General features: G+C 60.2%; 27 protein-coding genes. 16 read left to right on the top strand and 11 right to left on the bottom strand.

Going from position 1 to position 26,292, the window contains the following annotated elements; genetic code table 11:
- Positions 1 to 173: 173 nt before the first annotated feature.
- Genes waaA through coaD form a run of 3 tightly spaced genes read left to right on the top strand, consistent with a single transcriptional unit; the run spans position 174 to position 2,709 of the window.
- A complete protein-coding gene (gene waaA, locus BRD58_RS00670; RefSeq protein ID WP_012846953.1) occupies positions 174 to 1,448 on the top strand; it encodes a lipid IV(A) 3-deoxy-D-manno-octulosonic acid transferase in 1,275 nt (424 codons plus the stop codon).
- A 2-nt stretch (positions 1,449 to 1,450) separates the two neighbouring features.
- Entirely contained in the window at positions 1,451 to 2,227 is a 777-nt protein-coding gene (locus tag BRD58_RS00665; RefSeq protein ID WP_015460660.1) for a glycosyltransferase family 2 protein, read from the top strand.
- Positions 2,224 to 2,709: a pantetheine-phosphate adenylyltransferase gene (gene coaD / locus BRD58_RS00660; protein ID WP_073381379.1), complete on the top strand. Its 486-nt coding sequence runs from the start codon at positions 2,224 to 2,226 to the stop codon at positions 2,707 to 2,709. Before BRD58_RS00665 ends, coaD begins: the two co-directional genes overlap by 4 nt.
- Here the strand turns inward: coaD and mutM are convergent.
- From mutM to radC, 4 genes are all read right to left on the bottom strand, one after another.
- The gene (mutM, locus tag BRD58_RS00655) at positions 2,706 to 3,515 is read right to left on the bottom strand and encodes a bifunctional DNA-formamidopyrimidine glycosylase/DNA-(apurinic or apyrimidinic site) lyase (protein WP_012846950.1); all 810 of its coding nucleotides are present in this window, start codon (positions 3,513 to 3,515) and stop codon (positions 2,706 to 2,708) included. The two genes, coaD and mutM, sit on opposite strands and share 4 nt — an antisense overlap.
- Before the next feature lie 93 nt (positions 3,516 to 3,608).
- Positions 3,609 to 3,776 (bottom strand): 50S ribosomal protein L33, encoded by a 168-nt coding sequence (gene rpmG / locus BRD58_RS00650; protein WP_005290066.1) that lies wholly within the window; start codon positions 3,774 to 3,776, stop codon positions 3,609 to 3,611.
- An 11-nt stretch (positions 3,777 to 3,787) separates the two neighbouring features.
- Positions 3,788 to 4,024 (bottom strand): 50S ribosomal protein L28, encoded by a 237-nt coding sequence (gene rpmB, locus BRD58_RS00645; protein WP_015460658.1) that lies wholly within the window; start codon positions 4,022 to 4,024, stop codon positions 3,788 to 3,790.
- A 238-nt stretch (positions 4,025 to 4,262) separates the two neighbouring features.
- Entirely contained in the window at positions 4,263 to 4,949 is a 687-nt protein-coding gene (gene radC, locus BRD58_RS00640; RefSeq protein WP_012846948.1) for a RadC family protein, read from the bottom strand.
- A 189-nt stretch (positions 4,950 to 5,138) separates the two neighbouring features.
- Between radC and coaBC the strand changes: the two genes are divergently transcribed.
- The 3 genes from coaBC (at position 5,139) to slmA (ending at position 7,494) form a co-directional block, all read left to right on the top strand.
- On the top strand, positions 5,139 to 6,356 hold the full coding sequence (gene coaBC, locus BRD58_RS00635) for a bifunctional phosphopantothenoylcysteine decarboxylase/phosphopantothenate--cysteine ligase CoaBC (RefSeq protein WP_034168739.1): 1,218 nt from the start codon (positions 5,139 to 5,141) through the stop codon (positions 6,354 to 6,356).
- Positions 6,334 to 6,792, top strand: a complete 459-nt coding sequence (dut, locus tag BRD58_RS00630) for a dUTP diphosphatase (protein ID WP_073381377.1) — start codon at positions 6,334 to 6,336, stop codon at positions 6,790 to 6,792. Before coaBC ends, dut begins: the two co-directional genes overlap by 23 nt.
- Positions 6,793 to 6,897: 105 nt before the next feature.
- Entirely contained in the window at positions 6,898 to 7,494 is a 597-nt protein-coding gene (slmA, locus tag BRD58_RS00625) for a nucleoid occlusion factor SlmA (protein ID WP_012846945.1), read from the top strand.
- 37 nt (positions 7,495 to 7,531) lie between these two features.
- Here the strand turns inward: slmA and pyrE are convergent, their stop codons facing one another.
- Positions 7,532 to 8,173 carry an orotate phosphoribosyltransferase gene (pyrE, locus tag BRD58_RS00620; protein WP_069577981.1) on the bottom strand — a complete coding sequence of 214 codons (642 nt, stop codon included), beginning with the start codon at positions 8,171 to 8,173 and terminating at the stop codon, positions 7,532 to 7,534.
- A gap of 83 nt (positions 8,174 to 8,256) precedes the next feature.
- On the bottom strand, positions 8,257 to 8,973 hold the full coding sequence (gene rph / locus BRD58_RS00615) for a ribonuclease PH (protein WP_015460655.1): 717 nt from the start codon (positions 8,971 to 8,973) through the stop codon (positions 8,257 to 8,259).
- Positions 8,974 to 9,105: 132 nt separating this feature from the next.
- Here rph and BRD58_RS00610 point away from each other — a divergent pair, with 132 nt between their 5' ends.
- From BRD58_RS00610 to recG, 7 genes are all read left to right on the top strand, one after another.
- On the top strand, positions 9,106 to 9,969 hold the full coding sequence (locus BRD58_RS00610; protein WP_012846942.1) for a YicC/YloC family endoribonuclease: 864 nt from the start codon (positions 9,106 to 9,108) through the stop codon (positions 9,967 to 9,969).
- A 320-nt stretch (positions 9,970 to 10,289) separates the two neighbouring features.
- Positions 10,290 to 10,910 (top strand): trimeric intracellular cation channel family protein, encoded by a 621-nt coding sequence (locus tag BRD58_RS00605; protein WP_012846914.1) that lies wholly within the window; start codon positions 10,290 to 10,292, stop codon positions 10,908 to 10,910.
- A 120-nt stretch (positions 10,911 to 11,030) separates the two neighbouring features.
- Complete coding sequence (gene gmk, locus BRD58_RS00600) at positions 11,031 to 11,654, top strand: guanylate kinase (RefSeq protein WP_012846913.1); 624 nt, start codon at positions 11,031 to 11,033, stop codon at positions 11,652 to 11,654.
- Positions 11,655 to 11,708: 54 nt separating this feature from the next.
- Positions 11,709 to 11,984: a DNA-directed RNA polymerase subunit omega gene (gene rpoZ / locus BRD58_RS00595; protein ID WP_005291030.1), complete on the top strand. Its 276-nt coding sequence runs from the start codon at positions 11,709 to 11,711 to the stop codon at positions 11,982 to 11,984.
- A 19-nt stretch (positions 11,985 to 12,003) separates the two neighbouring features.
- Positions 12,004 to 14,097, top strand: coding sequence for a bifunctional GTP diphosphokinase/guanosine-3',5'-bis pyrophosphate 3'-pyrophosphohydrolase (spoT, locus tag BRD58_RS00590; protein ID WP_012846912.1), 2,094 nt, complete (start codon positions 12,004 to 12,006; stop codon positions 14,095 to 14,097).
- 5 nt (positions 14,098 to 14,102) lie between these two features.
- On the top strand, positions 14,103 to 14,795 hold the full coding sequence (gene trmH, locus BRD58_RS00585; protein ID WP_015460653.1) for a tRNA (guanosine(18)-2'-O)-methyltransferase TrmH: 693 nt from the start codon (positions 14,103 to 14,105) through the stop codon (positions 14,793 to 14,795).
- Position 14,796: 1 nt separating this feature from the next.
- A complete protein-coding gene (gene recG, locus BRD58_RS00580) occupies positions 14,797 to 16,878 on the top strand; it encodes an ATP-dependent DNA helicase RecG (protein ID WP_012846910.1) in 2,082 nt (693 codons plus the stop codon).
- Positions 16,879 to 16,894: 16 nt separating this feature from the next.
- Here recG and gltS read toward each other — a convergent pair whose 3' ends face one another.
- On the bottom strand, positions 16,895 to 18,109 hold the full coding sequence (gene gltS / locus BRD58_RS00575) for a sodium/glutamate symporter (protein ID WP_012846909.1): 1,215 nt from the start codon (positions 18,107 to 18,109) through the stop codon (positions 16,895 to 16,897).
- 233 nt (positions 18,110 to 18,342) lie between these two features.
- Between gltS and BRD58_RS00570 the strand changes: the two genes are divergently transcribed.
- Positions 18,343 to 19,746 (top strand): nucleobase:cation symporter-2 family protein, encoded by a 1,404-nt coding sequence (locus tag BRD58_RS00570; RefSeq protein ID WP_012846908.1) that lies wholly within the window; start codon positions 18,343 to 18,345, stop codon positions 19,744 to 19,746.
- 198 nt (positions 19,747 to 19,944) lie between these two features.
- Positions 19,945 to 21,642 carry an AsmA family protein gene (locus BRD58_RS00565; RefSeq protein ID WP_073381374.1) on the top strand — a complete coding sequence of 566 codons (1,698 nt, stop codon included), beginning with the start codon at positions 19,945 to 19,947 and terminating at the stop codon, positions 21,640 to 21,642.
- A 21-nt stretch (positions 21,643 to 21,663) separates the two neighbouring features.
- Here BRD58_RS00565 and BRD58_RS00560 read toward each other — a convergent pair whose 3' ends face one another.
- The 4 genes from BRD58_RS00560 to BRD58_RS00545 form a co-directional block, all read right to left on the bottom strand.
- Entirely contained in the window at positions 21,664 to 22,239 is a 576-nt protein-coding gene (locus tag BRD58_RS00560; RefSeq protein ID WP_012846906.1) for a DcrB family lipoprotein, read from the bottom strand.
- Between the two features lie 76 nt (positions 22,240 to 22,315).
- Entirely contained in the window at positions 22,316 to 22,768 is a 453-nt protein-coding gene (locus BRD58_RS00555) for a GNAT family N-acetyltransferase (protein ID WP_073381372.1), read from the bottom strand.
- A gap of 107 nt (positions 22,769 to 22,875) precedes the next feature.
- Positions 22,876 to 24,888 carry a glycoside hydrolase family 3 protein gene (locus tag BRD58_RS00550; protein ID WP_236721564.1) on the bottom strand — a complete coding sequence of 671 codons (2,013 nt, stop codon included), beginning with the start codon at positions 24,886 to 24,888 and terminating at the stop codon, positions 22,876 to 22,878.
- A gap of 191 nt (positions 24,889 to 25,079) precedes the next feature.
- Positions 25,080 to 25,739, bottom strand: coding sequence for a 7-cyano-7-deazaguanine/7-aminomethyl-7-deazaguanine transporter (locus tag BRD58_RS00545; protein ID WP_012846902.1), 660 nt, complete (start codon positions 25,737 to 25,739; stop codon positions 25,080 to 25,082).
- Positions 25,740 to 26,018: 279 nt separating this feature from the next.
- On the opposite strand from BRD58_RS00545, the gene tusA reads away from it, so the two are divergent.
- The gene (tusA, locus tag BRD58_RS00540) at positions 26,019 to 26,267 is read left to right on the top strand and encodes a sulfurtransferase TusA (protein ID WP_014524145.1); all 249 of its coding nucleotides are present in this window, start codon (positions 26,019 to 26,021) and stop codon (positions 26,265 to 26,267) included.
- The last annotated feature ends 25 nt before the right edge of the window (positions 26,268 to 26,292 follow it).

Below are 26,292 nucleotides of genomic sequence, written 5' to 3'. Positions count from 1 at the left end.
TAGCCCGACGCGGGTAGCTAGCGCTACCCGTATCACCTCGCGATCGTAATGCGGCATGCATTCTCACTGGCCGCATTAATATGTAAATTCTGGGAAAATCGGTAAAATAATGGCATTAGCGCTGTGAAATGCTTAGAATTTGCCCGCCGATACTAAAAATAACGGATACAAGCTTGGAATCGTTATATACCGTACTGCTTTATATTATTCAGCCCCTGATCTGGCTCAGACTGCTGCTGCGTAGCCGCAAAGCCCCCGCCTACCGCAAACGCTGGGGAGAACGCTATGGATTCTGCCGTAATAAGGTTGCGCCGGGTGGAATTCTGCTGCACTCGGTATCCGTCGGCGAAACGCTGGCTGCGGTTCCGCTGGTGCGGGCGCTGCGCCACCGCTATCCAACGCTGCCCATCACGGTAACCACCATGACGCCGACCGGCTCAGAGCGAGTCATGTCGGCCTTTGGTAACGATGTGCATCACGTCTATCTACCGTACGATCTCCCCGGCGCCATGCGGCGCTTTCTGAACACGGTGCGCCCCAAACTGGTGATCGTGATGGAGACCGAACTGTGGCCCAACATGATTTCTGCTCTGCATCAGCGCCAGATCCCGCTGGTGATCGCCAATGCGCGCCTCTCTGCTCGCTCAGCCAAAGGCTACGGCAAACTGGGCGGATTTATGCGCCGTCTGCTGCGTAAAGTCACCCTGATCGCCGCGCAAAACCAAGAGGATGGTGAACGCTTCATCGCGCTGGGGCTCAAGCGTAGCCAGCTGGCCGTCACCGGTAGCATTAAATTTGATATCTCGGTCACGCCAGAGCTGGCCGCCCGCGCCGTCACGCTGCGCCGCCAGTGGGCTCCCCACCGGAAGGTGTGGATCGCCGCCAGCACCCACCAAGGCGAGGAGGCCATCATTCTGCAGGCTCACCGTCGCCTGCTGGCCCAGTTTCCCGACCTGCTGCTGATCCTGGTTCCCCGCCACCCCGAACGCTTTAAAGAAACCGAGCTGCTGACGCAAAAAGAGGGGTTCACCTACCTGATGCGCAGCGGCGGTGAAATCCCGACGCCGCAGACCCAGGTGGTGATCGGCGATAGCATGGGCGAGCTGATGCTGCTGTATGGGATCGCCGATCTGGCCTTTGTCGGCGGCAGCCTGATCGAGCGCGGCGGACATAACCCTTTAGAGCCGGCCGCACACGCCATCCCGGTGCTGATGGGTCCCCATACCTTTAACTTCAAGGACATTTGTGCCAAGCTGCATCAGGCCGACGGCTTGATCAGCGTGGCGGACGGCGATGCGCTGGTCAACGAGGTCTCGACCCTCCTGACCGATGAGGACTACCGCCTATGGTATGGCCGCCACGCCGTCGAGGTACTGCATCAGAATCAGGGTGCTCTCCAGCGTCTGCTGCAGCTGCTATTACCCTACCTGCCACTACGGAGTCACTGACCATGCCACCGCGCCTCTCCGTCGTCCTGATTTGCAAGAATGCAGCCGACCTCCTGCCGGAGTGTCTGGCCTCCGTGGCATGGGCCGATGAAATCATCGTCCTGGACTCCGGCAGCAGCGATGAGACGCAGCGTATCGCCCAGGCCGCCGGCGCCAAGGTCTATGAAAACCGCGACTGGCAAGGATTCGGCATCCAGCGCCAGCGGGCGCAGCAGTATGCCAGCGGTGACTATATTCTGATGATCGACAGCGATGAGCGCGTCACTCCGGCGCTGAAAGAGGCCATCGCCCAAGTGCTCACGCAGCCGGTCACCGAGCGGGTATACAGCATCGCCCGCCGCAATCTATTCTTGGGGCGCTTTATGCGTCACAGCGGCTGGTATCCAGACCGGGTGATCCGCCTCTACCCGCGTCAGCGCTACGGCTATGACACCAGCCCGGTCCACGAGTCTCTGGCGTGTCGCGGCGCGTCCGTCACGCCGCTGCAGGGCGATCTGCTACACCTGACCTGCCGTGATTTTGCCGGATTCCAGCAAAAACAGCTGTGCTATGCCACGGCCTGGGCGCATGAGCGCCACGCCCGCGGTAAAAAGACATCCATGCTGGGAATATTCAGCCATACCGTCGGCGCCCTGCTAAAAACTCTGCTGCTGCGCGGCGGCGTGTTGGACGGGAAACAGGGATGGCTGCTGGCCGTCGTCAACGCACAGTACACATTTAACAAATATGCCGAGCTGTGGGCACTGCAGCATGGCTATACGGAAAAAACGCCTTTATGAGCCGCACAGCGATTTATCCGGGTACATTCGACCCGCTGACCAATGGACATCTGGACATTGTGACGCGCGCCGCGCATATGTTCGACCGCGTGATCCTGGCCATCGCCGCCAGCCCTGGCAAACGGCCGCTTTTCACCCTAGAGGAGCGCGTCGCCATGGCGCGTGAGGTGACCACCCATCTGGCTAACGTTGAGGTACAGGGCTTCTGCGAGCTGATGGCGCACTTTGCGCAGCGCCAGCGGGCCAATATCTTAGTGCGGGGGCTGCGCGCCGTCTCTGACTTTGAATATGAACTGCAGCTGGCCAATATGAATCGCCACCTCATGCCGACGCTGGAAAGCGTATTCCTGATGCCGGCAGAGGCCTGGTCCTTTATCTCCTCCTCGCTGGTGAAGGAGGTCGCGCGCCACGGCGGCGATGTCGACGCATTTCTACCCGAGCCGGTAGCCCGGGCGCTTATGGCTCGTCTGCGCAACGCTTAACGCTGGCAGTGTGGGCAGTAAAACGTGGTGCGCTGCCCATGCTTGCTACTCTTGATGGTCGTGCCGCAGGTCAGACACGCCTCCCCCGCCCGCCCGTAGACCTGTAGCTGCTGCGCAAAGTAGCCCGGCTTACCGTCCGCCTGTAAAAAATCGCGCAGCGTCGTCCCGCCTTGATCGATGGATCGCTGCAGCACCGCCTTGATCGTCTGCACCAGCAGGCTCGCTTCATCTGCGCTCAGCGATCCCGCCAGACGATCCGGATGGATCTGTGCACTGAACAGCGACTCGCTGGCATAGATGTTACCGACGCCGACCACCAGCGTGTTATCCATCAGCCACGGCTTCACCGCCGTACGCCGACCGCGCGCCCTCTCCAGCAGGTACTCTGCGCTGAACGCCTCGCTGAGCGGCTCCGGCCCCAGATGCGCCAGTACGCTGGCCGTCGCCAGATCGTCATACCACAGCCAAGCGCCAAAGCGGCGCGGATCGGTATAGCGCAGCATCATGCCATCCGTCAGCAGCAGATCGACGTGATCGTGCTTCTGCGGCGGCGTCTGTGCCGGCAGGATCCTGACGCTACCCGACATGCCAAGATGGATGACGATCCACCCCTCAGGCAACGCCAGCAGCAGATACTTGGCACGCCGCTGCACGCTCAGTATCGGCCGATCGCGCAGCGTCAGCAGCGTTTCGGAAACCGGCCAGCGCAGGCGCGGCTGGCGCACCGTCAGATGGGAGAGCGTTTTCCCCTCCAAAAACGGCGCAATACCGCGCCGGCTGGTTTCTACTTCCGGTAATTCAGGCATAACCCCTCTCTGAAAAAACAGCCTAGGCTATAGATAGGGGCGAATGGACAAAAAAAAACCCGGCAGAGCCGGGTTTTTCCAATTCCACTAAAATTATTTAATTTTAGCTTCTTTGTAGATCACATGCTGGCGTACCACCGGATCGAACTTTTTCAGTTCCAATTTTTCCGGTTTGGTACGTTTATTCTTGGTAGTGGTGTAGTAGTGACCAGTACCAGCAGAGGAAACCAGCTTGATCTTCTCGCGAATACCTTTAGCCATGATTCAGCTCCTTAATACTTCTCACCACGGGCACGCAGATCGGCCAGAACCGCTTCGATACCCTTCTTATCAATAACACGCATACCTTTAGCAGATACACGCAGAGTTACAAAGCGCTTCTCACCTTCAACCCAAAAACGGTGTGAGTGCAGGTTAGGCAGAAAACGGCGTTTGGTCGCATTCAGCGCATGGGAACGGTTGTTACCGGTCACCGGACGCTTGCCAGTAACTTGGCAGACTCGGGACATGTCTATTCTCCAAAAATCAAATCAGCTCGAGCTTCGTATAGGATGTGGCCGCCTCGTCAGGCTTTAGAGCCCATCCCGGCAAACTCCGCCGAGTAGACTCTGAGTCAGGTCGAAACCTGCTGAGATAGGCTCTTAACGCCACAACCTAGATTCTCAAAGGTGGCGTAGTATACGCTCTAGAGCGCATGTGCTCAAGACCCGAACAGCTAAAGATCCCTCAGGATAGCGAAAAATATGATTAAATCCACCCACGTTCAGCAAAGGAAACCCGCTGACCATGGCCGATGACCATATGATCGAGAACCTGAATATCCACCAGTGCGCAGGCCTTAGCCACGCGCTCCGTTAACAAACGGTCCGCCACACTGGGTTCGGGATTGCCCGACGGGTGATTGTGCGCCAGGATTAACGCCACAGCATTCAGCTTAAGCGCTTCCCTGACGATTTCTCGTGGATATACATCCACGCAGTTTATAGTACCTGAAAACATCTGCTCAGATCGAATAACACGGTGTTGATTGTCTAAAAACAGCACGACAAAGATTTCGCGCTCCAGTGAAACGAAGAGATTCTGCAGGTATAGCGCCGTCAGATCGGGGCTGGTAATCGCGCTTTCCTCACCGATACGGTGCCGTAGCACCCGTCGCGATAGCTCAATAACCGCCTGAAGCTGGGCAAACTTGGCGATGCCCAGCCCCTGGCTGGCGCAGAAGGTATCGACATCTGCCCGCAGCACCCCCTGTAGCGACCCAAAGCGCTGCAGCAGCCGCTCCGCCAGCTGTATCACATGTACCCCCGGCAGCCCCGTGCGCAGAAACAGCGCCAGCAGCTCACGATCGCTGAGCGCTGCCGCGCCCAGCGCGAGTAGCTTTTCCCTCGGCAGCGCCCCCTGCGGCCAGCCGCCCTCGCCCTTACCCTGCGCCATCGCCCCGCCTCCCCCATCCGCCAGACTACCGATGGGCATAAATTAACTGTATAAATAAACAGCACCAACTAGCACAGATAAAAACTGTGCGGCCTTACGCAGGCTTTCCGTGGTTGTTGCAGAGTCGGCGAGAGGAAACCGGTTATGATAAAATCTTGCCAACCTTGGGCTTTCAACGGAACCAACACCATGACTGTACTTCGCGGCAAACGCATCCTGTTGGGCATCAGCGGCGGGATAGCCGCCTATAAGTGCCCGGAAATCGTACGTCGACTGCGCGAGCGCGGCGCAGAGGTGCGCGTAGTCATGACCAAAGGGGCACAGGCCTTTATCACCCCCCTGACGCTGCAGGCCGTCTCTGGACATCCGGTTGCCGACGATCTGTTCGATCCGGCGGCCGAAGCCTCGATGGGACACATCGCGCTGGGAAAATGGGCCGACCTGGTACTGTTAGCCCCCGCAACGGCGGACCTGATGGCACGCTTGGCCGCCGGCATGGCGGACGATCTGCTGGCCACCCTGTGCCTGGCCAGCGCTGCCCCTCTCGCCATCGCGCCGGCGATGAATCAGCAGATGTTCCGCGCCGCCGCCACGCAGGACAATCTGGCCACCCTGGCGCGGCGTGGGGCGCTGATCTGGGGCCCAGACAGCGGAGAGCAGGCCTGCGGTGACGTCGGCCCAGGGCGCATGCTGGATCCGCTGACGCTGGTCAGCCTTACCGAGCAACACTTCAGCCAGAGTCAGGACTTGGCGGCCTACCGGCTGATCATCACCGCCGGCCCAACGCGCGAAGCGCTGGACCCGGTGCGTTTTATCAGCAACCACAGCTCCGGTAAAATGGGCTTTGCCATCGCTGAAGCCGCCGCCCGCCGCGGCGCGCAGGTGACGCTGATCAGTGGGCCGGTCGCCCTGCCTACCCCGCCAGGCGTAGCGCGTGTCGATGTGCAGAGCGCACTGGACATGCAGGCGGCCGTTGCCCAGCGCGCGCGTGATTGCGATATCTTCATCGCCTGCGCCGCCGTCGCCGACTACCGCGCGCAGCAGATCGCGCCAGAGAAGATGAAAAAGCAGCAGGGCGATACGCTGACGCTGACGCTGGTGAAAAATCCGGATATCGTCGCCGGCGTCGCCGCCATGACCGAAGCGCGTCCGTTTGTGGTAGGATTTGCCGCTGAAACGCAGAATGTGGAAGAATACGCCAAACAAAAGCTGGCGCGTAAAGGGCTCGACCTGATCTGCGCCAACGACGTTTCACAAGATGGGCAGGGTTTTAATAGCGATACCAATGCCTTACATCTTTTTTGGCCCCAGGGTGACAAACGGTTGCCGCTCAGCAGTAAATCCCGCCTGGGCTGCACCTTAATCAATGAGATCGTCAGACATTATGAAGAAAAAAATCGACGTTAAAATCCTCGACGCGCGCATCGGCCAACAGTTTCCGCTGCCGACCTATGCCACCCCCGGCTCCGCCGGCCTGGATCTGCGCGCCTGCCTGGACAGCACCGTCGTCCTCGCGCCGGGTGAAACCACCCTGCTGCCCACCGGACTGGCTATTCACATTGCCGATCCGTCTCTGGCGGCGGTGATCCTGCCGCGCTCCGGCCTGGGCCACAAGCACGGCATCGTGCTGGGTAACCTGGTCGGGCTGATCGACTCCGACTACCAGGGGCAGCTGATGATTTCCGTGTGGAACCGTGGGCAGACCCCCTTTACCATTGAGCCGGGCGAGCGCATTGCGCAGCTGGTACTGGTACCGGTGGTGCAGGCCGACTTTAATCTGGTGGAATCCTTTGAGGACAGCGCGCGCGGCGACGGCGGTTTTGGCCACTCTGGCCGCCACTAATCCGCCGCACGCAACGCTACCAAGCCTAATCACCGTCGCACCCTGGTGCGGCGGTGTCTGTTGTGGGAAATCCGTTTTCGCCGTTTAGCAAGGGTCTTGTCAGGCATGGCAGAAAAAGAAAATACGAAAAGGAACCGTCGCGAAGAGATTTTACAGGCGCTGGCGCAGATGCTGGAGTCCAGCGACGGCAGTCAACGCATCACGACAGCAAAACTGGCGGCGAACGTCGGCGTTTCAGAAGCCGCACTTTATCGCCATTTTCCCAGTAAAACGCGGATGTTCGACAGTCTTATCGAGTTTATCGAGGACACGCTGACATCGCGCATCAATCTTATACTGCAGGATGAAAAAGACACCTTCAACCGGCTTCGTCTTATTCTTCTGCTGATCTTGGGTTTTGCCGAACGCAATCCTGGGTTAACCCGGATTATGACCGGCCATGCCCTGATGTTTGAGCAGGATCGCCTACAGGGGCGAATCAACCAGCTGTTCGAGCGCATTGAGGCCCAGCTGCGCCAGGTATTAAAAGAGCGCCGACTGCGCGAAGGCAGCGGCTTTGACCACGACGAGACGCTGCTGGCCAGCCAGCTTCTGGCGTTTTGCGAGGGTATGCTATCGCGCTTCGTGCGCTCAGAGTTCCGCTACCGCCCCACGCAGGAGTTCGAGACACGCTGGCCGCTCCTGGCCTGCCAGCTGCAGTGATCCCAACGATGGCCGCCAGACGGCGGCCATCGGCAACTCACACCCCGTACTGGGCGCGATACGCTTTTACTGCCGCCAGGTGCTGCGCCATCTCCGGCTGCTCTTCCAAATAGCGGATCAGATCGCCTAAGGTGATGATTGAAATCACCCGGCAGCCGTAGTCACGCTCCACCTCCTGGATCGCCGACAGTTCGCCGCGGCCGCGCTCCTGACGATCAAGAGAGATCAGCACGCCGGCCAGCGCCGCCCCGTTGGCCTGGATAATCGACATCGACTCGCGAATCGCGGTACCGGCAGTGATCACATCGTCCACCAGCATCACCCGCCCGGCCAGCGCACTGCCTACCAGCGTGCCGCCTTCACCGTGATCCTTGGCCTCTTTACGGTTAAAGCAGTAAGGCATATCCCGATCGTGGTGCTCAGCCAGGGCCACCGCCGTTGTGGTCGCAATCGGGATCCCTTTGTAGGCTGGCCCGAACAGCACGTCAAACGCAATCCCGCTGTCCACCAGGGCCTCCGCATAGAAACGCCCCAGCAGCGCCAGATCTCGCCCGGTGTTAAACAGGCCGGCGTTAAAGAAATAGGGGCTGGTGCGCCCGGACTTCAGCGTAAACTCACCAAACTTTAGCACCTGCTTGCTGAGTGCGAATTCAATAAAACGGCGCTGATAGGCCTTCATACTTTTCTCCTTCAAAGTCTGTTAACGCGACGGATGCCCACCCCGCGGGCAAAAAAAAGGCGACTTATTCAGTCGCCTAAAAATCACTGCTCCAGCGCCGTCTTCTGCGCCTGGATAATCTGTCCTATGCCGTCTCTGGCCAGCGCCAGCAACGTCAAGAGCTCTTCATGGCTGAACGGTTCGCCTTCGGCGGTGCCCTGCACCTCGATCATCCGACCGTCCTCCATCATCACCACGTTCATATCGGTTTCCGCGGCGGAGTCTTCCACATACTCCAGATCGCACACCGCCTCGCCGGCCACGATCCCCACCGAAACGGCGGCCACCATGCCCTTCAGCGGGCTCTCCTTCAGCTTACCGGCGGCCACCAGCGCGCCCAGCGCATCGGCCAACGCCACGCAGGCTCCGGTGATCGACGCCGTACGGGTTCCACCGTCCGCCTGAATCACATCGCAGTCCAGGGTGATGGTAAACTCGCCCAGCTTCTTCAGATCTACCGCCGCCCGCAGCGAACGAGCGATCAGCCGCTGGATCTCCATGGTACGGCCACCCTGCTTGCCCTTGGCCGCCTCGCGCGCCATGCGGCTATGGGTAGAACGCGGCAGCATGCCGTATTCTGCGGTGACCCACCCCTGTCCCTGGCCTTTTAAAAAGCGCGGCACCCCTTCATCAACGCTGGCGGTACACAGCACTTTGGTATCGCCAAACTCCACCAGCACGGACCCTTCCGCATGCTTGGTATAGTGACGGGTCAAACGCAGTGGACGGATCTGTCCGGCAGCTCGGCCTTCAGGACGCATAAGCTCATCTCCGCAGGTAATTCAGTAATCGGCTGCGCATTATACGGCCTTCATCTGCTTATGCCTATCACGCAGGACGCCGCGGGGCTATAATCCCGACAACACACACCGTTTTAGTAATAGGCAGGCACTATGATCCGTAGCATGACCGCTTACGCCCGACGCGAAGTCAAGGGTAACTGGGGCAGCGCAGCCTGGGAGCTGCGCTCAGTAAACCAGCGCTATCTGGAAACCTATATCCGTCTTCCGGAGCAGTTCCGCAGTCTGGAGCCGGTGATCCGTGAGCGCCTGCGCACCCGCCTGACCCGTGGCAAGGTCGAGTGCAACCTGCGCTTCGAACTGGATCCGAGCGCCCAGAGCGCCCTGATCCTCAACGAAAGCCTGGCTAAACAGCTGGTCGATGCCGCTAACTGGGTCAAACTGCAGAGCGACGAGGGTGAAATCAACCCGCTGGACGTCCTGCGCTGGCCCGGTGTGATGGCGGCCGCCGAGCAGGATCTGGACGCCATCGGCAGCGAGCTGCTCGCCGCGCTGGACGGCACCATCGACGACTTTATCGACGCGCGCGAGCGTGAGGGCAGCGCCCTGAAGCAGCTGATCGAACAGCGTCTGGAGGCCGTATCCGCGGAGGTGGCCAAGGTGCGCAGCCGGATGCCGGAAATCCTGCAGTGGCAGCGCGAGCGTCTGGTCAGCAAGCTGGAGGAAGCCCAGGTACAGTTGGAAAACAACCGTCTGGAGCAGGAGCTGGTGCTGATGGCTCAGCGTATCGACGTGGCCGAAGAGCTGGATCGCCTGGATGCCCACGTGAAAGAAACCTACGTCATCCTGAAGAAGAAAGAGGCCGTCGGCCGTCGCCTGGACTTTATGATGCAGGAGTTCAACCGCGAGTCGAACACCCTGGCGTCCAAGTCGATCAACGCCGATATCACCGCCTCTGCCATTGAGCTGAAGGTGCTCATCGAGCAGATGCGCGAGCAGATCCAGAACATCGAGTAAGCGGCCGGCGGACGATGCGTCCGCCCCGCTGAAGCATGCTAAAAAGCCATTGTTGAAATGGCTTTTTTTCTATTGTGGCCAACGCGCTGCCGCGGCCCACCTCCGGCGGCGTGGCTCTCCCTTGCCAGTTAACCACTAAAAAAACTAATCTATATCAAATATAAAATACGCAATCAAAGCCACAAATAAGGCATATATACATTAGAAAAAGTAATTCGAAACAGCATACCTTAGAAAAACTCAGTCGCGCAGCCCGCCCAGGCTGACTATCCTGCCCACTTTCGACCTCTTCCCTGGCTTTACGGACGAGCATACCCATTATGTTACTGAGCATTCTCTATATTGTCGGCATTACCGCAGAGGCGATGACCGGCGCGCTGGCGGCGGGACGTCGCCAAATGGACACCTTCGGGGTGATCATCATCGCTTCGGCCACCGCCATCGGCGGCGGCTCGGTACGCGATATGCTGCTGGGGCACTACCCGCTGAGCTGGGTCAAACACCCGGAAAACATTGTGATCGTCGCCTGCGCCGCCGTGCTGACCACCTGGGTAGCGCCGTTGATGTCACATCTGCGTCGCCTGTTTCTGCTGCTCGACGCCGTCGGCCTGATCGTCTTTTCCATCATCGGCGCCCAGGTCGCGCTGGAGATGGGGCACGGCCCTATCGTCGCGGTCATCGCCGCCGTCGTCACCGGGGTGTTCGGCGGCGTTCTGCGCGATCTGTTCTGCAATCAGATCCCCCTCGTCTTTCAGAAAGAGCTGTACGCCGGGATCTCGTTTGCCGCCGCTTGGCTCTATCTGGGACTGCTATACCTGCAGGTACCGCAGGATCTCACGGTGATCATCACCCTGGTGGCCGGCTTTAGCGCCCGTCTGCTGGCGCTGCGCTTCCATCTGAGCCTGCCGGTTTTCGACTATAAACAGCCGGAGCGCGAATAGTCCGAGCGGCGTGAAATCTGCGTCGGCGCAACGAGAGCGCTGCAACCGGCGGCGGAGCCGTGTATAATGAGCGGATATATTGCTATATTTCGCTCTTTTACACGCTGATAAGACATACACATGGTACAAGGTACGCTCTATATCGTTTCCGCGCCGAGCGGCGCTGGCAAATCCAGCCTGATCCAGGCCCTGCTGAAAACGCAGCCGACCTACGACTCCCGGGTTTCCGTCTCGCACACCACGCGCGCCAGCCGTCCGGGCGAACAGCACGGTGAGCATTACTACTTTGTCTCTGTGGACGAGTTCAAGGCAATGATCGCCCGCGATGATTTCCTGGAGCACGCCGAAGTCTTTGGCAACTACTATGGCACCTCGCGTCAGGCGATTGAAAAGGTTCTGGCGCAGGGGATCGATGTTTTCCTCGATATCGACTGGCAGGGCGCCCGCCAGGTGCGCAGCAAGATGCCGCAGGCCCGCAGCATCTTCATTCTGCCGCCGTCGCGCGAGGAGCTGGCGCGCCGTCTGCACGGTCGCGGGCAGGACAGCGATGACGTCATCGCCGGGCGCATGGCCAAGGCGGTCAGCGAAATGTCGCACTATAGCGAGTACGACTACCTCATCATCAACGACGACTTCGACGTCGCGCTTCAGGATCTGCGCACCATCATCCGCGCCGAACGCCTGCGCCGCGAGCGTCAGCAGCTGCGTCATGATGCTTTAATCAGCAAATTATTGGCAGACTGAGCCCAGTTTCAGTATCATGCCCAGTCATTTCTTCACCTGTGGAGTAGCACTTTTATGGCACGCGTAACTGTTCAAGACGCTGTAGAGAAAATTGGTAACCGTTTTGACCTGGTGTTGGTCGCAGCCCGTCGCGCGCGCCAGATGCAGACGGGCGGCAAAGAGCCGCTGGTTCCGGAAGAGAACGATAAGACCACGGTTATCGCCCTGCGCGAAATCGAAGAAGGTCTGATCAACAACCAGATCCTCGACGTGCGTGAGCGTCAGGAGCAGCAGGAGCAGGAAGCTGCCGAGCTGCAGGCGGTAACCGCCATTGCGGAAGGTCGTCGTTAATTAACCTCAAGGGCAGCCTTTGTATCTGTTTGAAAGTCTGAATCTCCTGATTCAAAAATACCTGCCGGAAGAGCAGATCAAACGCCTGAAGCAGGCCTATCTGGTCGCGCGCGATGCGCACGAGGGACAAACGCGCTCCAGCGGTGAGCCCTATATCACCCACCCGGTCGCGGTGGCCTGCATTCTGGCCGAAATGCGTCTCGACTATGAGACGCTGATGGCCGCCCTGTTACACGACGTCATCGAAGATACCCCCGCTACCTACCAGGATATGGAACAGCTGTTCGGCAAGAGCGTCGCCGAACTGGTGGAGGGGGTATCCAAGCTCGACAAGCTGAAGTTTCGCGATAAAAAAGAGGCCCAGGCGGAAAACTTCCGTAAGATGATCATGGCGATGGTGCAGGACATCCGCGTCATTCTGATCAAGCTGGCCGATCGCACCCACAATATGCGTACCCTGGGTTCGCTGCGTCCCGACAAACGTCGCCGCATCGCGCGTGAAACCCTGGAGATCTACAGCCCGCTGGCTCACCGCCTGGGTATTCATCACCTGAAAACCGAGCTGGAAGAGCTGGGCTTTGAGGCCCTGTATCCCAATCGTTACCGGGTGATCAAAGAGGTGGTGAAGGCCGCGCGCGGCAACCGCAAGGAGATGATCCAAAAAATCCTGGCGGAGATCGACGGGCGCCTGACCGAGGCCGGCATGGCCTGCCAGGTCAACGGCCGTGAGAAACACCTCTACTCCATCTACCGCAAGATGCACCTCAAAGAGCAGCGCTTCCACTCCATCATGGATATCTACGCCTTTCGCGTCATCGTCAAGGACGTGGATACCTGTTATCGGGTGCTCGGCCAGGTGCACAGTCTGTACAAACCGCGCCCGGGGCGGGTGAAGGATTACATCGCCATTCCCAAGGCTAACGGCTACCAGTCGCTGCACACCTCGCTGATCGGACCGCACGGCGTGCCGGTCGAGGTACAGATACGCACCGAAGATATGGATCAGATGGCCGAGATGGGGGTCGCCGCCCACTGGGCTTATAAGGAAGGCGAGTCGAGCACCACTGCCCAAATCCGTGCTCAGCGCTGGATGCAGAGCCTGCTGGAGCTGCAGCAGAGCGCCGGAAACTCCTTTGAATTCATCGAAAGCGTGAAGTCGGATCTGTTCCCCGACGAAATCTACGTGTTTACCCCCGAAGGGCGCATCGTCGAGCTGCCGGCCGGCGCCACGCCGGTCGACTTCGCCTATGCGGTGCATACCGACATCGGCCACGCCTGCGTCGGCGCCCGCGTCGATCGCCAGCCCTATCCGCTGTCTCAGGCGCTGAGCAGCGGCCAAACCATCGAAGTGATCACCGCGCCGGGCGCCAGACCCAACGCCGCCTGGCTGAACTTTGTGGTCAGCTCTAAGGCGCGGGCCAAGATCCGCCAGATGCTGAAGAACCTCAAGCGCGATGACTCCGTCAGCCTGGGGCGCCGCCTGTTGACCCATGCGCTGGGCAACGGCCGCAAGCTGGCCAGTATTCCTGCGCCCAACATCCAGCGCGAGCTGGAGCGCATGAAGCTGCAGTCGCTGGACGACCTCTTGGCGGAGATCGGGCTGGGCAACGCGATGAGCGTCGTGGTGGCGCGCAATCTGCTGGGTGAACAGGATACGCCGCCGGGCGGCCGTAAGCTGCCGATCAAGGGCGCCGATGGCGTGCTGCTGACCTTTGCCAAGTGCTGTCGCCCCATTCCTGGCGATCCGATCATCGCCCACGTCAGCCCCGGCAAGGGCCTGGTGATTCACCATGAGTCCTGCCGTAACATCCGCGGTTATCAGAAAGAGCCGGAAAAGTTCATGCCGGTGGAGTGGGATAAGGAAATCGATCAAGAGTTTATCGCCGAAATTAAGGTTGATATGTTCAACCACCAGGGGGCGCTGGCCAACCTGACGGCAGCGATCAACGCGACGGCCTCCAACATTCAGAGCATGAACACCGAAGAGAAAGACGGGCGCGTCTACTCCGTCTATATTCGCCTGACCACCCGCGATCGCGTGCATCTGGCCAATATCATGCGCAAAATTCGCATCATGCCGGATGTCATTAAAGTCACCCGAAACAGAAACTAACCGCCATGACCCCACAACGCTATGCGCGGATCTGTCAGATGATGGCGGCACGCCAGCCGGATCTGACGGTCTGCATGGAGCAGGTTCACAAACCGCACAACGTCTCCGCCGTGATCCGCACCGCAGACGCCGTCGGCGTCCACCAGGTCCACGCCGTCTGGCCGGGCAAAAGCATGCGTACCCTGGTCTCCACCGCCGCCGGCAGCAACAGCTGGGTCAACGTTAAAACCCACCGGGATATCGCCACCGCCGTCGGCGAGCTGAAAGGTCAGGGCATGCAGATCCTGGCCACCAACCTCTCGGCAACCGCCGTTGATTTTCGCGAGATAGACTACACCCGACCGACCTGTATCCTGATGGGACAGGAGAAGCGTGGCATCAGCGCCGAAGCGCTGCAGCTGGCCGATCGCGATATCATCATTCCGATGGTCGGCATGGTGCAGTCGCTCAATGTCTCCGTCGCCAGCGCGCTGATCCTGTATGAGGCGCAGCGCCAGCGCCAGCAGGCCGGCATGTATGGTCGCAGCCAACCCTCCCTGAGCGAAGAAGAGCAGCAGCGCCTGCTGTGGGAAGGCGGCTATCCAGTCTTGGCCAGCGTCGCCCGCCGCAAGGGCTTGGCACGTCCGCACATCGGCGACGATGGGCAGATCGATGCGCCCCAGGCGTGGTGGGACGCCATGCAGGCCGCCCGGAGCTGATATGCAAGGCCGCCTGCTCGATGCCGTTCCGCTGACGTCGCTCTCCGGCGTCGGCGCCAGCCAGGCGGGCAAGCTGGCCAAGCTCGGACTGGTTACCATACAGGATCTGCTGCTGCATCTGCCGCTGCGCTACGAAGACCGCACTCGCCTGTACCGTATCGGTGAATTGCAGCCCGGCATGGTGGTGACGGTGGAGGGCGAAGTACTGCGTACCGACGTCGCCTTTGGGCGCCGTCGCATGCTGACCAGTCAAATCAGCGATGGCTCCGGCCTGCTGACCCTGCGCTTTTTCAACTTCAGCGCCGCCATGAAAAATAGCCTCGCGCCGGGTAAACGGGTGCTGGCCTACGGCGAGATCAAGCGCGGCCACCACGGCGGAGAGATAATCCATCCCGAGTACCGCATGCAGGGTGACGACGCCGCGCCGGCGCTGCAGGAGGCGCTGACGCCGGTCTACCCGACCACCGAAGGCGTACGTCAGGCCACGCTGCGCAAGCTGAGCGATCAGGCGCTAGCGCTGCTCGATATCACCCCTATCCCAGAGCTGCTGCCCGACGCCCTAAAGCAAGGGCTCCTTAGCCTGCCCGATGCGCTGCGCACCCTGCACCGCCCACCGCCGGACATCCATCAAGAGGATCTGGCGCAGGGACGACACCCCGCCCAGCGGCGCCTGATTCTGGAAGAACTCCTGGCGCATCACCTCAGCATGCTGGCGGTACGCGCCGGCAACCAGCGCCATCGCGCGCTGGCCTTGGCAACCGATGACCATCTCAAACAACGTTTTCTCGCGGCGCTGCCCTTTACCCCGACGACGGCCCAGCGGCGGGTGCTGGGCGATATAGAGGCGGACATGGCCAAAAGCGTGCCGATGATGCGCCTGGTGCAGGGCGACGTCGGCTGCGGTAAAACCCTGGTCGCCGCCCTGGCGGCGCTACGCGCCATCGCCCATGGCCACCAGGTGGCGCTGATGGCGCCTACCGAGCTGCTGGCCGAACAGCATGCCGCCAACTTCCGCCAGTGGTTCGCCCCGCTGGGCCTAAGCGTTGGCTGGCTGGCCGGGAAACAGAAGGGGAAGGCGCGCCAGACGCAAATGGCGGCCATTGCCGCCGGCGAGGTAGACATGGTGGTCGGGACGCACGCCCTGTTTCAGGAGCAGGTGCAGTTCGCCGGCCTGGCGCTGGTGATCATCGACGAGCAGCATCGCTTTGGGGTTCATCAGCGGCTGGCCCTGTGGGAGAAGGGCGAGGCGCAGGGATTTCACCCGCACCAGCTGATCATGACCGCCACCCCGATCCCGCGCACCTTGGCGATGACCGCCTATGCCGATCTGGATACCTCGGTCATCGATGAGCTACCGCCGGGACGAACCCCGGTCACCACCGTGGCCATCGCCGATACCCGGCGTCAGCAGATCCTGGATCGGGTACGGCACGCCTGCCTGGAGGAGAAGCGCCAGGCCTACTGGGTCTGCACCCTGATTGAAGAGTCCGATCTCCTGGAGGCTCAGGCGGCCGAAGCCACGGCAGAGACCCTGATGCAGCAGCTTCCCGAGCTACGCATTGCGCTGGTACATGGTCGAATGAAAGCGGCGGATAAACAGCGGGTCATGACGCAGTTCAAGGCGGGAGAGGTCGATCTGCTGGTGGCCACCACGGTGATCGAGGTCGGGGTCGATGTCCCCAACGCCAGCCTGATGATCATTGAGAACCCCGAGCGTCTAGGGCTGGCGCAGCTGCACCAGCTGCGTGGACGCGTCGGGCGTGGGGCGATCGCCTCCCACTGCGTTCTGCTGTACAAGGCGCCGCTGAGCCAGACGGCGCAGCGGCGACTGCAGGTGCTGCGCGACAGCAATGATGGTTTTGTTATTGCCCAGCGCGATCTGGAGATCCGCGGCCCCGGCGAGCTGTTGGGCACCCGCCAGACCGGCAACGCCGAATTCCGCGTCGCCGATCTGCTGCGCGATCAGGCGCTAATACCCGAAGTCCAGCGTATCGCTCGCCATCTGCACAGCGCCTATCCACAGCACGCGCGCGCGCTGATCGAACGCTGGCTACCCGCCGGCAGCCGCTACTCCAACGCCTGAGCTGCGCCGACCAGCCTTAGCCGATCGCCTGTGCAAACAGCGGCAGCATTAAATACAGCTTAATAATGATGGCGTTGGCAATATCGATAAAGAAGGCGCCGACCATCGGCACGACCAAGAACGCCAGGTGGGAAGGACCAAAGCGCTCGGTGATGGCCTGCATATTGGCGATGGCCGTCGGCGTAGCGCCCAGCCCAAAGCCACAGTGCCCCGCCGCCAGCACCGCCGCGTCGTAGTTCTTTCCCATCACCCGATAGGTAACGAAAATGGCGTACAGCGCCATCACCAGCGTCTGCACCGCCAGGATCGCCAGCATCGGCAGCGCCAGCGAGGCCAGCTCCCACAGCTTCAGGCTCATCAGCGCCATCGCCAAGAACAGCGACAGACTGACGTTGCCCAATACCGAGACGGCGCGTTCGAACACCTGATAAAAGCCGATTTTTGACAGGGTATTGCTTAAGATAACCCCGACAAACAGCACGCAGACGAAGGTCGGCAGCTCCAGCGCCGAGCCGCGCAGCCACCCGGCGATCAGCTGACCGACCGTCAGGCAGATAACGATCAGCGCCAGGGTCTCAATCAGCACCAGCGAGGTGATCATGCGCCCGCTCTGCGGCTTCTCAAAGGCGCTGGGCACCGCATTGTCATCCGGCGTGCCGTCCGGCGTCGAAGAGTGCTTCACCAGGTAGCGCGCGACCGGGCCCCCGATCAGGCCGCCCAGCACCAGCCCAAAGGTTGCGCAGGCCATTGCCACTTCGGTCGCATTCTGGAAACCGTAGCGCTCAATAAACAGCTTGCTCCAGGCGGCGCCGGTACCGTGGCCGCCGGACAGCGTAATCGAACCGGCCAGCAGCCCCATCAGCGGATCCAGCCCCATCAGTTTCGCCATACTGATACCGATGGCGTTCTGCACGATCAACAACCCAACCACCACAAACAGGAAAATACTCAGCGCCTTGCCCCCGGCGCGCAGGCTGGCCAGGTTGGCATTCAGACCAATGGTTGCAAAAAAAGCCAGCATCAGCGGATCCTTCAACGACATGTCGAAGTCGACTTCAAAACCGATGCTTTTTTTCAGGATTAGCAGGGCCAGGGCAACCAATAGCCCGCCGGCTACGGGTTCAGGAATGGTGTATTTGGTCAACAGAGGTATTTTTTGCACCATCTGGCGCCCCAACAGCAGCACCAGCGTCGCGGCAACCAACGTGCCATAAATATCCAAATGATACATTCAGGTACTCCATATAGTTTTTATATTTCAGAAAGTTATATAATTTCACCGTTTTTTCGCAGCTCAGTAACCCGACAATTTAATGACAAAGGTTGTGATGCGGCAAGCTTTTATCGAAAAAACTCTGCTGGATAAAAGCCACAAAAAAGTGGCCACGCACCCAACGCAAACGATTGCTTTTGTGGCGCAGATCATTAAAATGCGCCCATTGTTGATCCTGGATGCCCGCACACATGACCACTCAAACGACCGACCTCGATCCGATGGCCCAACCGACTACGCCCCCGACGACCCACAGCGAACTAATCTATCGTCTGGATGACTGCCCGCCGCTGGCGCAGACCCTGTTTGCCGCCTGCCAGCATCTGTTGGCGATGTTCGTCGCCGTCATCACCCCGGCCCTGTTGATCTGTCAGGCGCTCGGCCTGCCGGCGCAGGATACCCAGCACATCATCAGCATGTCGCTGTTCGCCTCTGGTCTAGCCTCCCTGCTCCAGATCAAAACCTGGGGCCCCGTCGGCTCCGGTCTGCTGTCGATTCAGGGCACCAGCTTTAACTTTGTCACGCCGCTGATCATGGGCGGTATGGCGCTAAAGAACGGCGGCGCCGATATTCCTACCATGATGGCGACGCTGTTTGGCACCCTGATGCTGGCCTCCTGCACAGAGATTATCCTGTCACGCTTCCTGCACCTGGCGCGCCGCATCATCACCCCGCTGGTCTCCGGTATCGTCGTGATGATCATCGGTCTGTCGCTGATCCAGGTCGGCCTGATCTCCATCGGCGGTGGCTATAGCGCAATGGGCGATCACAGCTTCGGCGCGCCGCGAAATCTGCTGCTGGCCGGGGCGGTGCTGCTGGTGATCATCCTGCTCAATCGCCAACGCAACCCCTACCTGCGCGTCGCCTCGCTGGTGATCGCGATGGCCGTCGGCTACGGCCTAGCCTGGCTGATGGACATGCTGCCGGCGTCCGCCGCGCAGCCGAATACGGCGCCGCTGGTCACGATACCAACCCCGCTGTACTACGGCCTGGGGATAGACTGGAACCTACTGATACCGCTGATGCTGGTGTTTATGGTGACCTCGCTGGAGACCATTGGGGATATCACTGCGACCTCGGATGTCTCAGAGCAGCCGGTCTCCGGGCCGCTGTACATGAAGCGCCTGAAGGGCGGCGTGTTGGCCAACGGCCTCAACTCTATGCTGTCGGCGATCTTCAATACCTTCCCCAACTCCTGCTTCGGACAGAATAACGGCGTGATCCAGCTGACCGGCGTCGCCAGCCGCAAGGTCGGCTTCGTGGTCGCGCTGATGCTGGTCCTGCTCGGCCTATTCCCCGCCGTCGCCGGGTTTGTCCAGCATATTCCCGAGCCGGTGCTCGGCGGCGCCACCATCGTGATGTTTGGCACCATCGCCGCCTCAGGGGTGCGTATCGTCTCGCGTGAGCCGCTCAACCGCCGCGCCATCATGATCATGGCGCTGTCGCTGGCCGTGGGGCTGGGCGTATCGCAGCAGCCGGAAATCCTACAGTTTGCCCCTCAATGGCTGAAAACCCTACTCTCCTCCGGCATTGCGGCAGGCGGGATCACCGCTATCGTACTGAATCTGATCTTCCCGCACGAAACTCACCGCTGATCCCCGCAGCGCGGGCCTGATAACAGGCCCGCTTTCGCCTTTCACAACGCTTTCCCTTGAGCCTCGCTCATAATTACGGCATAAACTAGGCTGTGCCCGGCGAACGGGGCCAGACCGCTCTCGGCCTTTGAGAGGCATCAACGCTCTCCTGGACACTGCCGCGTATGCCGCCCCGGAACACTGAAAGGACGAATCACCATGAAAGTTATCGGGAAACTGCTGCTGACGCTCTGCGTACTGATCCTGCTGGCGCTGGCGGCGGCCTATTTTATCGTGCAGAGCCGCTGGGGAGCCCGCCAGATAAGCGACTGGGTCAACCAACACACCCACTACCGCATCACGCTGAGTGCGCTGCAGCATACCCTGGGTCAGCCGGCGACAGTGCAGGTTAACGGCTTCAGTCTGGCCCGCGCCGGTCAGCCCCCGCTGATCCAGTCAGCGACGCTGCGCCTGACCTTCGGCTGGCAGCAGCTTAGCGCACCGCGCCACTTTAGCGCGATTAGCCTCAGCGGCGGCAAACTGACGCTGACGCAGGACGGCATACCACCTCTGCCCATCAGCGCCGCCGCCCTGCGCCTGCACGATATGCAGATCCTCTGGCCCCACGCTGACTGGCCCCTGCAGGCCTCCGACGTAGACGGCGGCATCGTTCCCCTGCGCCCCGGCAGTACCAAGGTGGATTTTCAGTTCAGCGCCGCGGCGCTGAACATCGGCGAGATTCCGGCCAAAAACGTGCTGGTACAGGGGGAGTATCGGGATCGCCAGCTGTGGCTGAATAACCTGGGTGCCGATGTGGCCAATGGGCAAATGACGGCGCAGGCGCTGCGCCAGGCCGATGGCACATGGCGTATCGATAGCCTGCGGCTGAGCCAGATCCACTGGCAAAGCCCACAGGCGCTGCGGCCGTTTCTACACGCGCTGCAGATCCTGCCGCCGTTGACGCTCGTCCGGCTCGATCTGCTGGGCGCTAACCTTGAGGGCAAAGGCTGGGCGCTGGGCGGGCTGGATGCCACTCTGCGCAACGTCTCGCTGACCGATGGCCATTGGCATAGCCAACGGGGATCGCTGGCCTTCAACGCGGCGGATATCGTGCTCGGGACGGTGCATCTGAGCGATCCGCTGCTCAGCGCCGACCTCACGCCGCAGGGGATCACGCTGCGCCAGTTCAATACCCGCTGGAGCAATGCGCTGATCCGCGCCAGCGGCGACTGGCAGCGTGACAGCGGCCATCTGACCCTCAACGATTTGGCCGTCGTCGGCCTGGTGTACACGCTGCCCAGCGCATGGCGCACGCTGTGGCTACGCCCGCTGCCCGCCTGGCTGCAGGAGATCACGCTGCAGCGCTTCTCTCTCAGCCGCACCCTGTTGGTCGATATTAACCCCGACTTTCCATTTCAGATGACCGCGCTGGATGGCTTTGGTAGCCATGTCACCCTCGCCCGCCAGCGCCGCTGGGGGATCTGGCAGGGGCAGATGCAGTTCAATGCCAGCGAGGCTACCTTTAATAAGGTGGATCTGCGCCGTCCATCGGCAACGCTGCTGGCGGACGGCGGCACCGTCCGCGTCAGCGATCTCAGCGCGATTTCACAGAAGGGATTACTGGAGGCCAGCGCGACCCTGATCCAGGACGATAGCCTATTAACGCTGGCGCTCCACGGGCGCGGCGTACCGGTCAGTCAGTTGGATGCCTGGGGCTGGCCTGCGCTGACGACGCTGCAGGGCGATATGAATCTACAGCTGACGCTACGCGCGCCGCTGCAGGCCGGCACGCCGTTCCGCCAAGGCGTCGAGGCGACGCTGCAGGCGCAGGACGGCCACGGCCACACGCTGCATCAACGCATGGTCAGCGGGCAGCTTGTCGCAGAGCCGTCACCGATCGCTACGGAGGGCCGATAGTCTGTCGGCCCCCCGCGACGCTTATTGGGCAAAGGAGAGGGTATTGAGCACGCCGTTGGCGATATTGGCCGCTTCTTGGCGATTATCGCCCGGCAGGGAGATCTGCATGGTCATCAGCTGATCGCCGACCTGGGCTAAGATAATGCTGGAGTAGATGGCGTGACCGTTCGCCTGCTGCATACTCACGACCTTCTCAACGTCCTTTCCACCCAGCTTAACGCTCTCAGACGAGACCAGCTGCAGGCTGGCGTCGCGTGATTTCTGCTGGTCAATCAGGCGGGTCGACAGGGTATTCAGGTTATCCTGCGGCATCGGCGCCAAGATGACGATCACCGCCTGCTGCCCGGTTTTATTGGCATACACGGACATATTGTTGGTCTGTGAGCCCAGCTTGCTGGTCTGATCGCTCAGTCCCGCAGGCAGCGTAAAGCCAATCTTACCGTCTAACAGGCTGACTTTGGCACCCGCCGGCACGCTGGGCTGAGTCGCGCTCGCACCCTGCGCCGGTGCGTTGGTCTCCGCGGTGGAGCTGCCATCGCAGGCGGCCAGTCCGGTAACCAACAGCCCGACGCCGATCAACTTCACTAAATTACCCATGGAAATTCCTTATGTTGTCCGAAGGTCTAATTCCACATCGCACCCGATCGCGGAACAAAAAGCAAGTAACCGTATGTTACGCCGCATCTAAACGCAGATCCCTGACCAGACGCAGACGGTAATCGACAACCTCGTCCTGAGGCTGCACCTGAATAATGTGATAGCCATTATTTATCAACATCATCAGCATCGAGGAAAAGCCATTACGGGTTTTTACCTCAATACGCCGATACCCTTGATTTAACGCCCACGCCTGCTGCGCATGCAATAGGATTTGAGCGATTCCTTTACGTCGCCAGCCGGGTAACACGCCGCCAAGCCAGCTGTAGAACATCTGCTCATCCAGCGCATAGCCCACTTTAAACCCCACGTCACGGCCGCCGCTGCGGGCGATCAGGAGACTGGCCTGACGGCCGGCAAGACGCCGCTGTATATCCGCCAGCGAATGGCGCGGAGCAAACTCCGGAATGGCCCGATACAGCGCCAAGATCGCGGCCGGGGTGGCCGAGTGCAGCGTGATCGGTGTCATCGTGCGCCTCCTGTCGGAAGATAAAAGGAGAGCATAGCGTAAAACGTCGAAAAGGCGGAGTCAGGGGAAAAATACCCTGTGCGACGGGCACAGGGTAGGCGGCGGCCTTACTGATAGCGCAGACCAAAGCCGTAGGGACGCCAGGTATCCAGAGCACGGTAGCCCGGCATATCGGAGAGTTGGTTCACGACCGCCTGCGCCTGATTAGGCAGCGCAAAGGGGAGGCGACCCTGCGGATTAAAACGCCCGCTGAGCACATCCATCAACGCATGGTCGGAAACCCCAAACGTCGCCAGGATGGCTCCGGCGCGATCCATTCCACTGGCGCGGTCTAGCACAAACGGCTGGCGATAGTTTATGGATAAAATCGTATTGGCCGCCCCAACCCGCGCCATAATCGTCTGGATATCGGCCAGCGACGGCGTTATTTGCCACGTTTTAGCCCGGGCCATCGCGCTAAAGGCCAGATCATTCAGCTCATCCTCGGCGGCACCGCCAAAGCGGCGCGCCTCGACATAGGGATTGCTGACCACCACGCGAACGATCGCCCGCGCCGTCTGGGGCGGTATCGCGGGCAGCGCGCCGCCGCGCCGATCGCCGCTGATCACCCGAAACCCGTACGCCTCAACAATCGCCTTATCCATCCCCACCACATACAACGTCTGCGCGGGCGCCAGTGGTAATAGCGGCGCCCTATCGTCGCCATTTTTCAACAGGACGATGGACTTACGCTGCGCCAGCGAGGCCAGCGCCTGAAACGCCTTATTGCCCAACGTTTGCGTGGCCCGTTCGGGGTCAACATAGGCGTTTTCAAACAGCCCCAGCGTAAATTGCTCTTTCAACAGCCGACTGACCGCCAGATCGACCCGCTCTTGGCTAATTTTTCCCGAGCGGATCGTGTCATATACGATGGCATTGCTGTGATAGCCCGAAAGGACATCCGTCCCCGCATTGACCGCGATGGCAATCTGCTCCTGCTCCGGCAGGTGTTCAATGCCCCATGCGCGATCGCCGATAATCCCGGTATCGCTATTGACATACCCCTTGAACCCCAGCTGTTCACGCAGCAGCCCGGTGATAACGCCGGCCGAGAACGCCATGCCGACGTCGTTTGGCGTCAGCGCCTGGCCGACGGGAATACCGTAATAGGGCATGATCGCCGACACGCCGAGCTCAATGGCGGTAATAAAGGGTTTCAGGTGATAGCGGAAGTTCTGCCCGGCATAGTTCTGATTTTTCCCGTAGGCATAGTGGGGATCGCCGCCATTCTCCTGCGGGCCCCCGCCGGGAAAATGCTTTATGGTCAGCGCGATACTGTCGCGGCCCAGCCGCTCTCCCTGTAACCCCAGGATCAATTGGCGGGCAATATCCGACATCAGATCGGCGTCCTCGGTAAAAGTTTCATGAACGCGATACCAGCGGGGCTCCGTCGCCAGATCCATCATGTAACCATACATGCCGCGGATACCGACGGCACGCCACTCCTGGGCCATAATCCCGGCAAACTCACGGATAAGGGACATGTCTCGGGTGGCCGCCAGCCCCGCCTCTTTCGGCCAGGAGGAGAACGCGCCGCTAATCACGTTGATCCCCTCCCGCGCCTGGGGATCGAGGTGATTGCGGGCGTTAGACTTAAACAGCGCCGGAATGCCGTGGGGGGTTCGCTCCGCCATCTCCTGTGCCTGATTTAGCGCCTCTGCCACCTCGCGCGGCGTCAGCTGATTGGTACCGGACTGCGGCTGCGACACCACCGGATTACGGAAAATAAAGCGCGTCATATGCTGCTCACGGATTAACGCAGCATCCTCCTGGCGGATCGCGCCCTGCGGTGCCACCCGGAACGTATCGATCATCATCATGCCGGCCTTTTCCCGCAGCGTCATACGCGCGACCAGATCGGCGCTGCGCTGCTCCGCAGAAAGCCGCCAATCCTCATAGGGATCCAGGCGACCATTGCCGTTAGCATCGCGAAAGGTGTATCCCTGAACATGCAGCAGCGGATGCACGCGGGATACCACCGGCGGCTGCTCAGCGTCGGCTGCATACGTCGTCGCAGTCAGCGGCGACAGCAGGGCGCATATCAATATCGGGTATTTATACATCCGTGCTGATCTATACATAATATTCTCCTCAGAAAAATCTCTCCTGTGGAGGAACATAGCGCAGAAAAAAACGAAATAAAATTATATATAACAATGATATATATGTGATTTTTATAGTTTTAATTTATCAGTTCACGGCGGCGGTCCCCCTAAACGACAACGGGGCGCGCCTACGCGCACCCCGTTTCGTCTCCCTCATCCCACGTGAACTACGCCAGCGAGGCCTGCTGCTGGCGAAACGCTATCCGCTTCAGCAGCATATTCAGCATAACGCCGTACATCGGCAAAAAGAAAACCATGCTAATCAATAGCTTGAATGCATAATCCACCAGCGCAATCTCTACCCAGTGGGTTGCCATAAACGCGTCGCTGCTGCGGTAAAAGGCAATAAAGAAAAACGACAGCGTATCGCTGATGTTGCCAAACAGCGTCGAGGCGGTCGGTGCAACCCACCAGGCTCGCGTCTGCCGCAGGCGATTAAACACATGCACATCCAGTATTTGACCCAGCACATAGGCCATAAAGCTGGCGCAGGCAATGCGCGCGACCATCAGGTTAACGCTGCCCAGCGCGGCAAAGCCCTGCCACTGCCCCTGAAAAAATAGGGCGGAGACACAGTAGGAGATCAGCAGCGCTGGCACCATCACCGCCAAAATAATACGCCGAGCCAGCGGTGCGCCAAAGATACGCACGGTCAGATCCGTCGCCAAAAAGATAAACGGGAAGGTAAAGGCGCCCCAGGTGGTATGGAAACCGAACACGGTGATCGGCAGCTGCACCAGATAGTTGCTTGATGTGATAATCAAGACGTGAAAGAGAGACAGCCAACAAAGGGCCGTAAACCGCTGCTGCGGTGTAAAACTAAACATCGATGTCACCTTTTTGGTTATTGGGGTGAGGGAACCCAAGAAAACGATCATCCTTAACGGATGCGGCGGCGATCATACCCGGCTCTCGCCACGATGCAACGGTTATTTTTCACGCAATCGTTAACGCCCTTTGCAGCCTGCGCTGCGCCGGGTACACTAGGGCGCGTCTCGTAACGGCGCACGTCAGCGACGCGCACGGCCAATGACGGGATACGCCCTAGCGACGTGAGATTATTTATTCGTGCGACCGCCCTGAACGGCGCTATTCAGAGACCTGCCATGACCGATCTGTTCGCCAATCCGGACAAAACCCTAGACGCTCTGGGCCTGCGCTGCCCGGAGCCGGTAATGATGGTACGCAAGGCCGTACGCCATATGGCGGCGGGTGAAACCCTGCTGATCATCGCCGACGATCCGGCCACCACCCGCGATATTCCCGGCTTCTGCCGTTTTATGGATCACGCCCTGCTGGCGCAGGAGATCGAGCAGACGCCCTACCGCTATCTGCTGCGCAAAGGCGGCGCCTGAGCTGCCCGACCAGGCCGGGCACCCC

It is taken from the genome of Edwardsiella piscicida (assembly GCF_001896205.1).
In the GTDB taxonomy this organism is placed as follows: domain Bacteria; phylum Pseudomonadota; class Gammaproteobacteria; order Enterobacterales; family Enterobacteriaceae; genus Edwardsiella; species Edwardsiella piscicida.
Note: the sequence above shows the minus strand (reverse complement) of the source record. Positions and strands in the feature narration are given on the sequence as shown.

What these genes read in the sequence shown, in the direction of transcription:
- BRD58_RS00665 (WP_015460660.1), top strand. Translation starts at nt 1,451, where the DNA reads ATGCCACCGCGCCTCTCCGTCGTCCTGATTTGCAAGAATGCAGCCGAC.
- coaD (WP_073381379.1), top strand. Translation starts at nt 2,224, where the DNA reads ATGAGCCGCACAGCGATTTATCCGGGTACATTCGACCCGCTGACCAAT.
- mutM (WP_012846950.1), bottom strand. Translation starts at nt 3,515, where the DNA reads ATGCCTGAATTACCGGAAGTAGAAACCAGCCGGCGCGGTATTGCGCCG.
- rpmG (WP_005290066.1), bottom strand. Translation starts at nt 3,776, where the DNA reads ATGGCTAAAGGTATTCGCGAGAAGATCAAGCTGGTTTCCTCTGCTGGT.
- rpmB (WP_015460658.1), bottom strand. Translation starts at nt 4,024, where the DNA reads ATGTCCCGAGTCTGCCAAGTTACTGGCAAGCGTCCGGTGACCGGTAAC.
- radC (WP_012846948.1), bottom strand. Translation starts at nt 4,949, where the DNA reads ATGGCGCAGGGTAAGGGCGAGGGCGGCTGGCCGCAGGGGGCGCTGCCG.
- coaBC (WP_034168739.1), top strand. Translation starts at nt 5,139, where the DNA reads ATGACTGTACTTCGCGGCAAACGCATCCTGTTGGGCATCAGCGGCGGG.
- dut (WP_073381377.1), top strand. Translation starts at nt 6,334, where the DNA reads ATGAAGAAAAAAATCGACGTTAAAATCCTCGACGCGCGCATCGGCCAA.
- slmA (WP_012846945.1), top strand. Translation starts at nt 6,898, where the DNA reads ATGGCAGAAAAAGAAAATACGAAAAGGAACCGTCGCGAAGAGATTTTA.
- pyrE (WP_069577981.1), bottom strand. Translation starts at nt 8,173, where the DNA reads ATGAAGGCCTATCAGCGCCGTTTTATTGAATTCGCACTCAGCAAGCAG.
- rph (WP_015460655.1), bottom strand. Translation starts at nt 8,973, where the DNA reads ATGCGTCCTGAAGGCCGAGCTGCCGGACAGATCCGTCCACTGCGTTTG.
- BRD58_RS00610 (WP_012846942.1), top strand. Translation starts at nt 9,106, where the DNA reads ATGATCCGTAGCATGACCGCTTACGCCCGACGCGAAGTCAAGGGTAAC.
- BRD58_RS00605 (WP_012846914.1), top strand. Translation starts at nt 10,290, where the DNA reads ATGTTACTGAGCATTCTCTATATTGTCGGCATTACCGCAGAGGCGATG.
- gmk (WP_012846913.1), top strand. Translation starts at nt 11,031, where the DNA reads ATGGTACAAGGTACGCTCTATATCGTTTCCGCGCCGAGCGGCGCTGGC.
- rpoZ (WP_005291030.1), top strand. Translation starts at nt 11,709, where the DNA reads ATGGCACGCGTAACTGTTCAAGACGCTGTAGAGAAAATTGGTAACCGT.
- trmH (WP_015460653.1), top strand. Translation starts at nt 14,103, where the DNA reads ATGACCCCACAACGCTATGCGCGGATCTGTCAGATGATGGCGGCACGC.
- recG (WP_012846910.1), top strand. Translation starts at nt 14,797, where the DNA reads ATGCAAGGCCGCCTGCTCGATGCCGTTCCGCTGACGTCGCTCTCCGGC.
- gltS (WP_012846909.1), bottom strand. Translation starts at nt 18,109, where the DNA reads ATGTATCATTTGGATATTTATGGCACGTTGGTTGCCGCGACGCTGGTG.
- BRD58_RS00570 (WP_012846908.1), top strand. Translation starts at nt 18,343, where the DNA reads ATGACCACTCAAACGACCGACCTCGATCCGATGGCCCAACCGACTACG.
- BRD58_RS00565 (WP_073381374.1), top strand. Translation starts at nt 19,945, where the DNA reads ATGAAAGTTATCGGGAAACTGCTGCTGACGCTCTGCGTACTGATCCTG.
- BRD58_RS00560 (WP_012846906.1), bottom strand. Translation starts at nt 22,239, where the DNA reads ATGGGTAATTTAGTGAAGTTGATCGGCGTCGGGCTGTTGGTTACCGGA.
- BRD58_RS00555 (WP_073381372.1), bottom strand. Translation starts at nt 22,768, where the DNA reads ATGACACCGATCACGCTGCACTCGGCCACCCCGGCCGCGATCTTGGCG.
- BRD58_RS00550 (WP_236721564.1), bottom strand. Translation starts at nt 24,888, where the DNA reads ATGTATAGATCAGCACGGATGTATAAATACCCGATATTGATATGCGCC.
- BRD58_RS00545 (WP_012846902.1), bottom strand. Translation starts at nt 25,739, where the DNA reads ATGTTTAGTTTTACACCGCAGCAGCGGTTTACGGCCCTTTGTTGGCTG.
- tusA (WP_014524145.1), top strand. Translation starts at nt 26,019, where the DNA reads ATGACCGATCTGTTCGCCAATCCGGACAAAACCCTAGACGCTCTGGGC.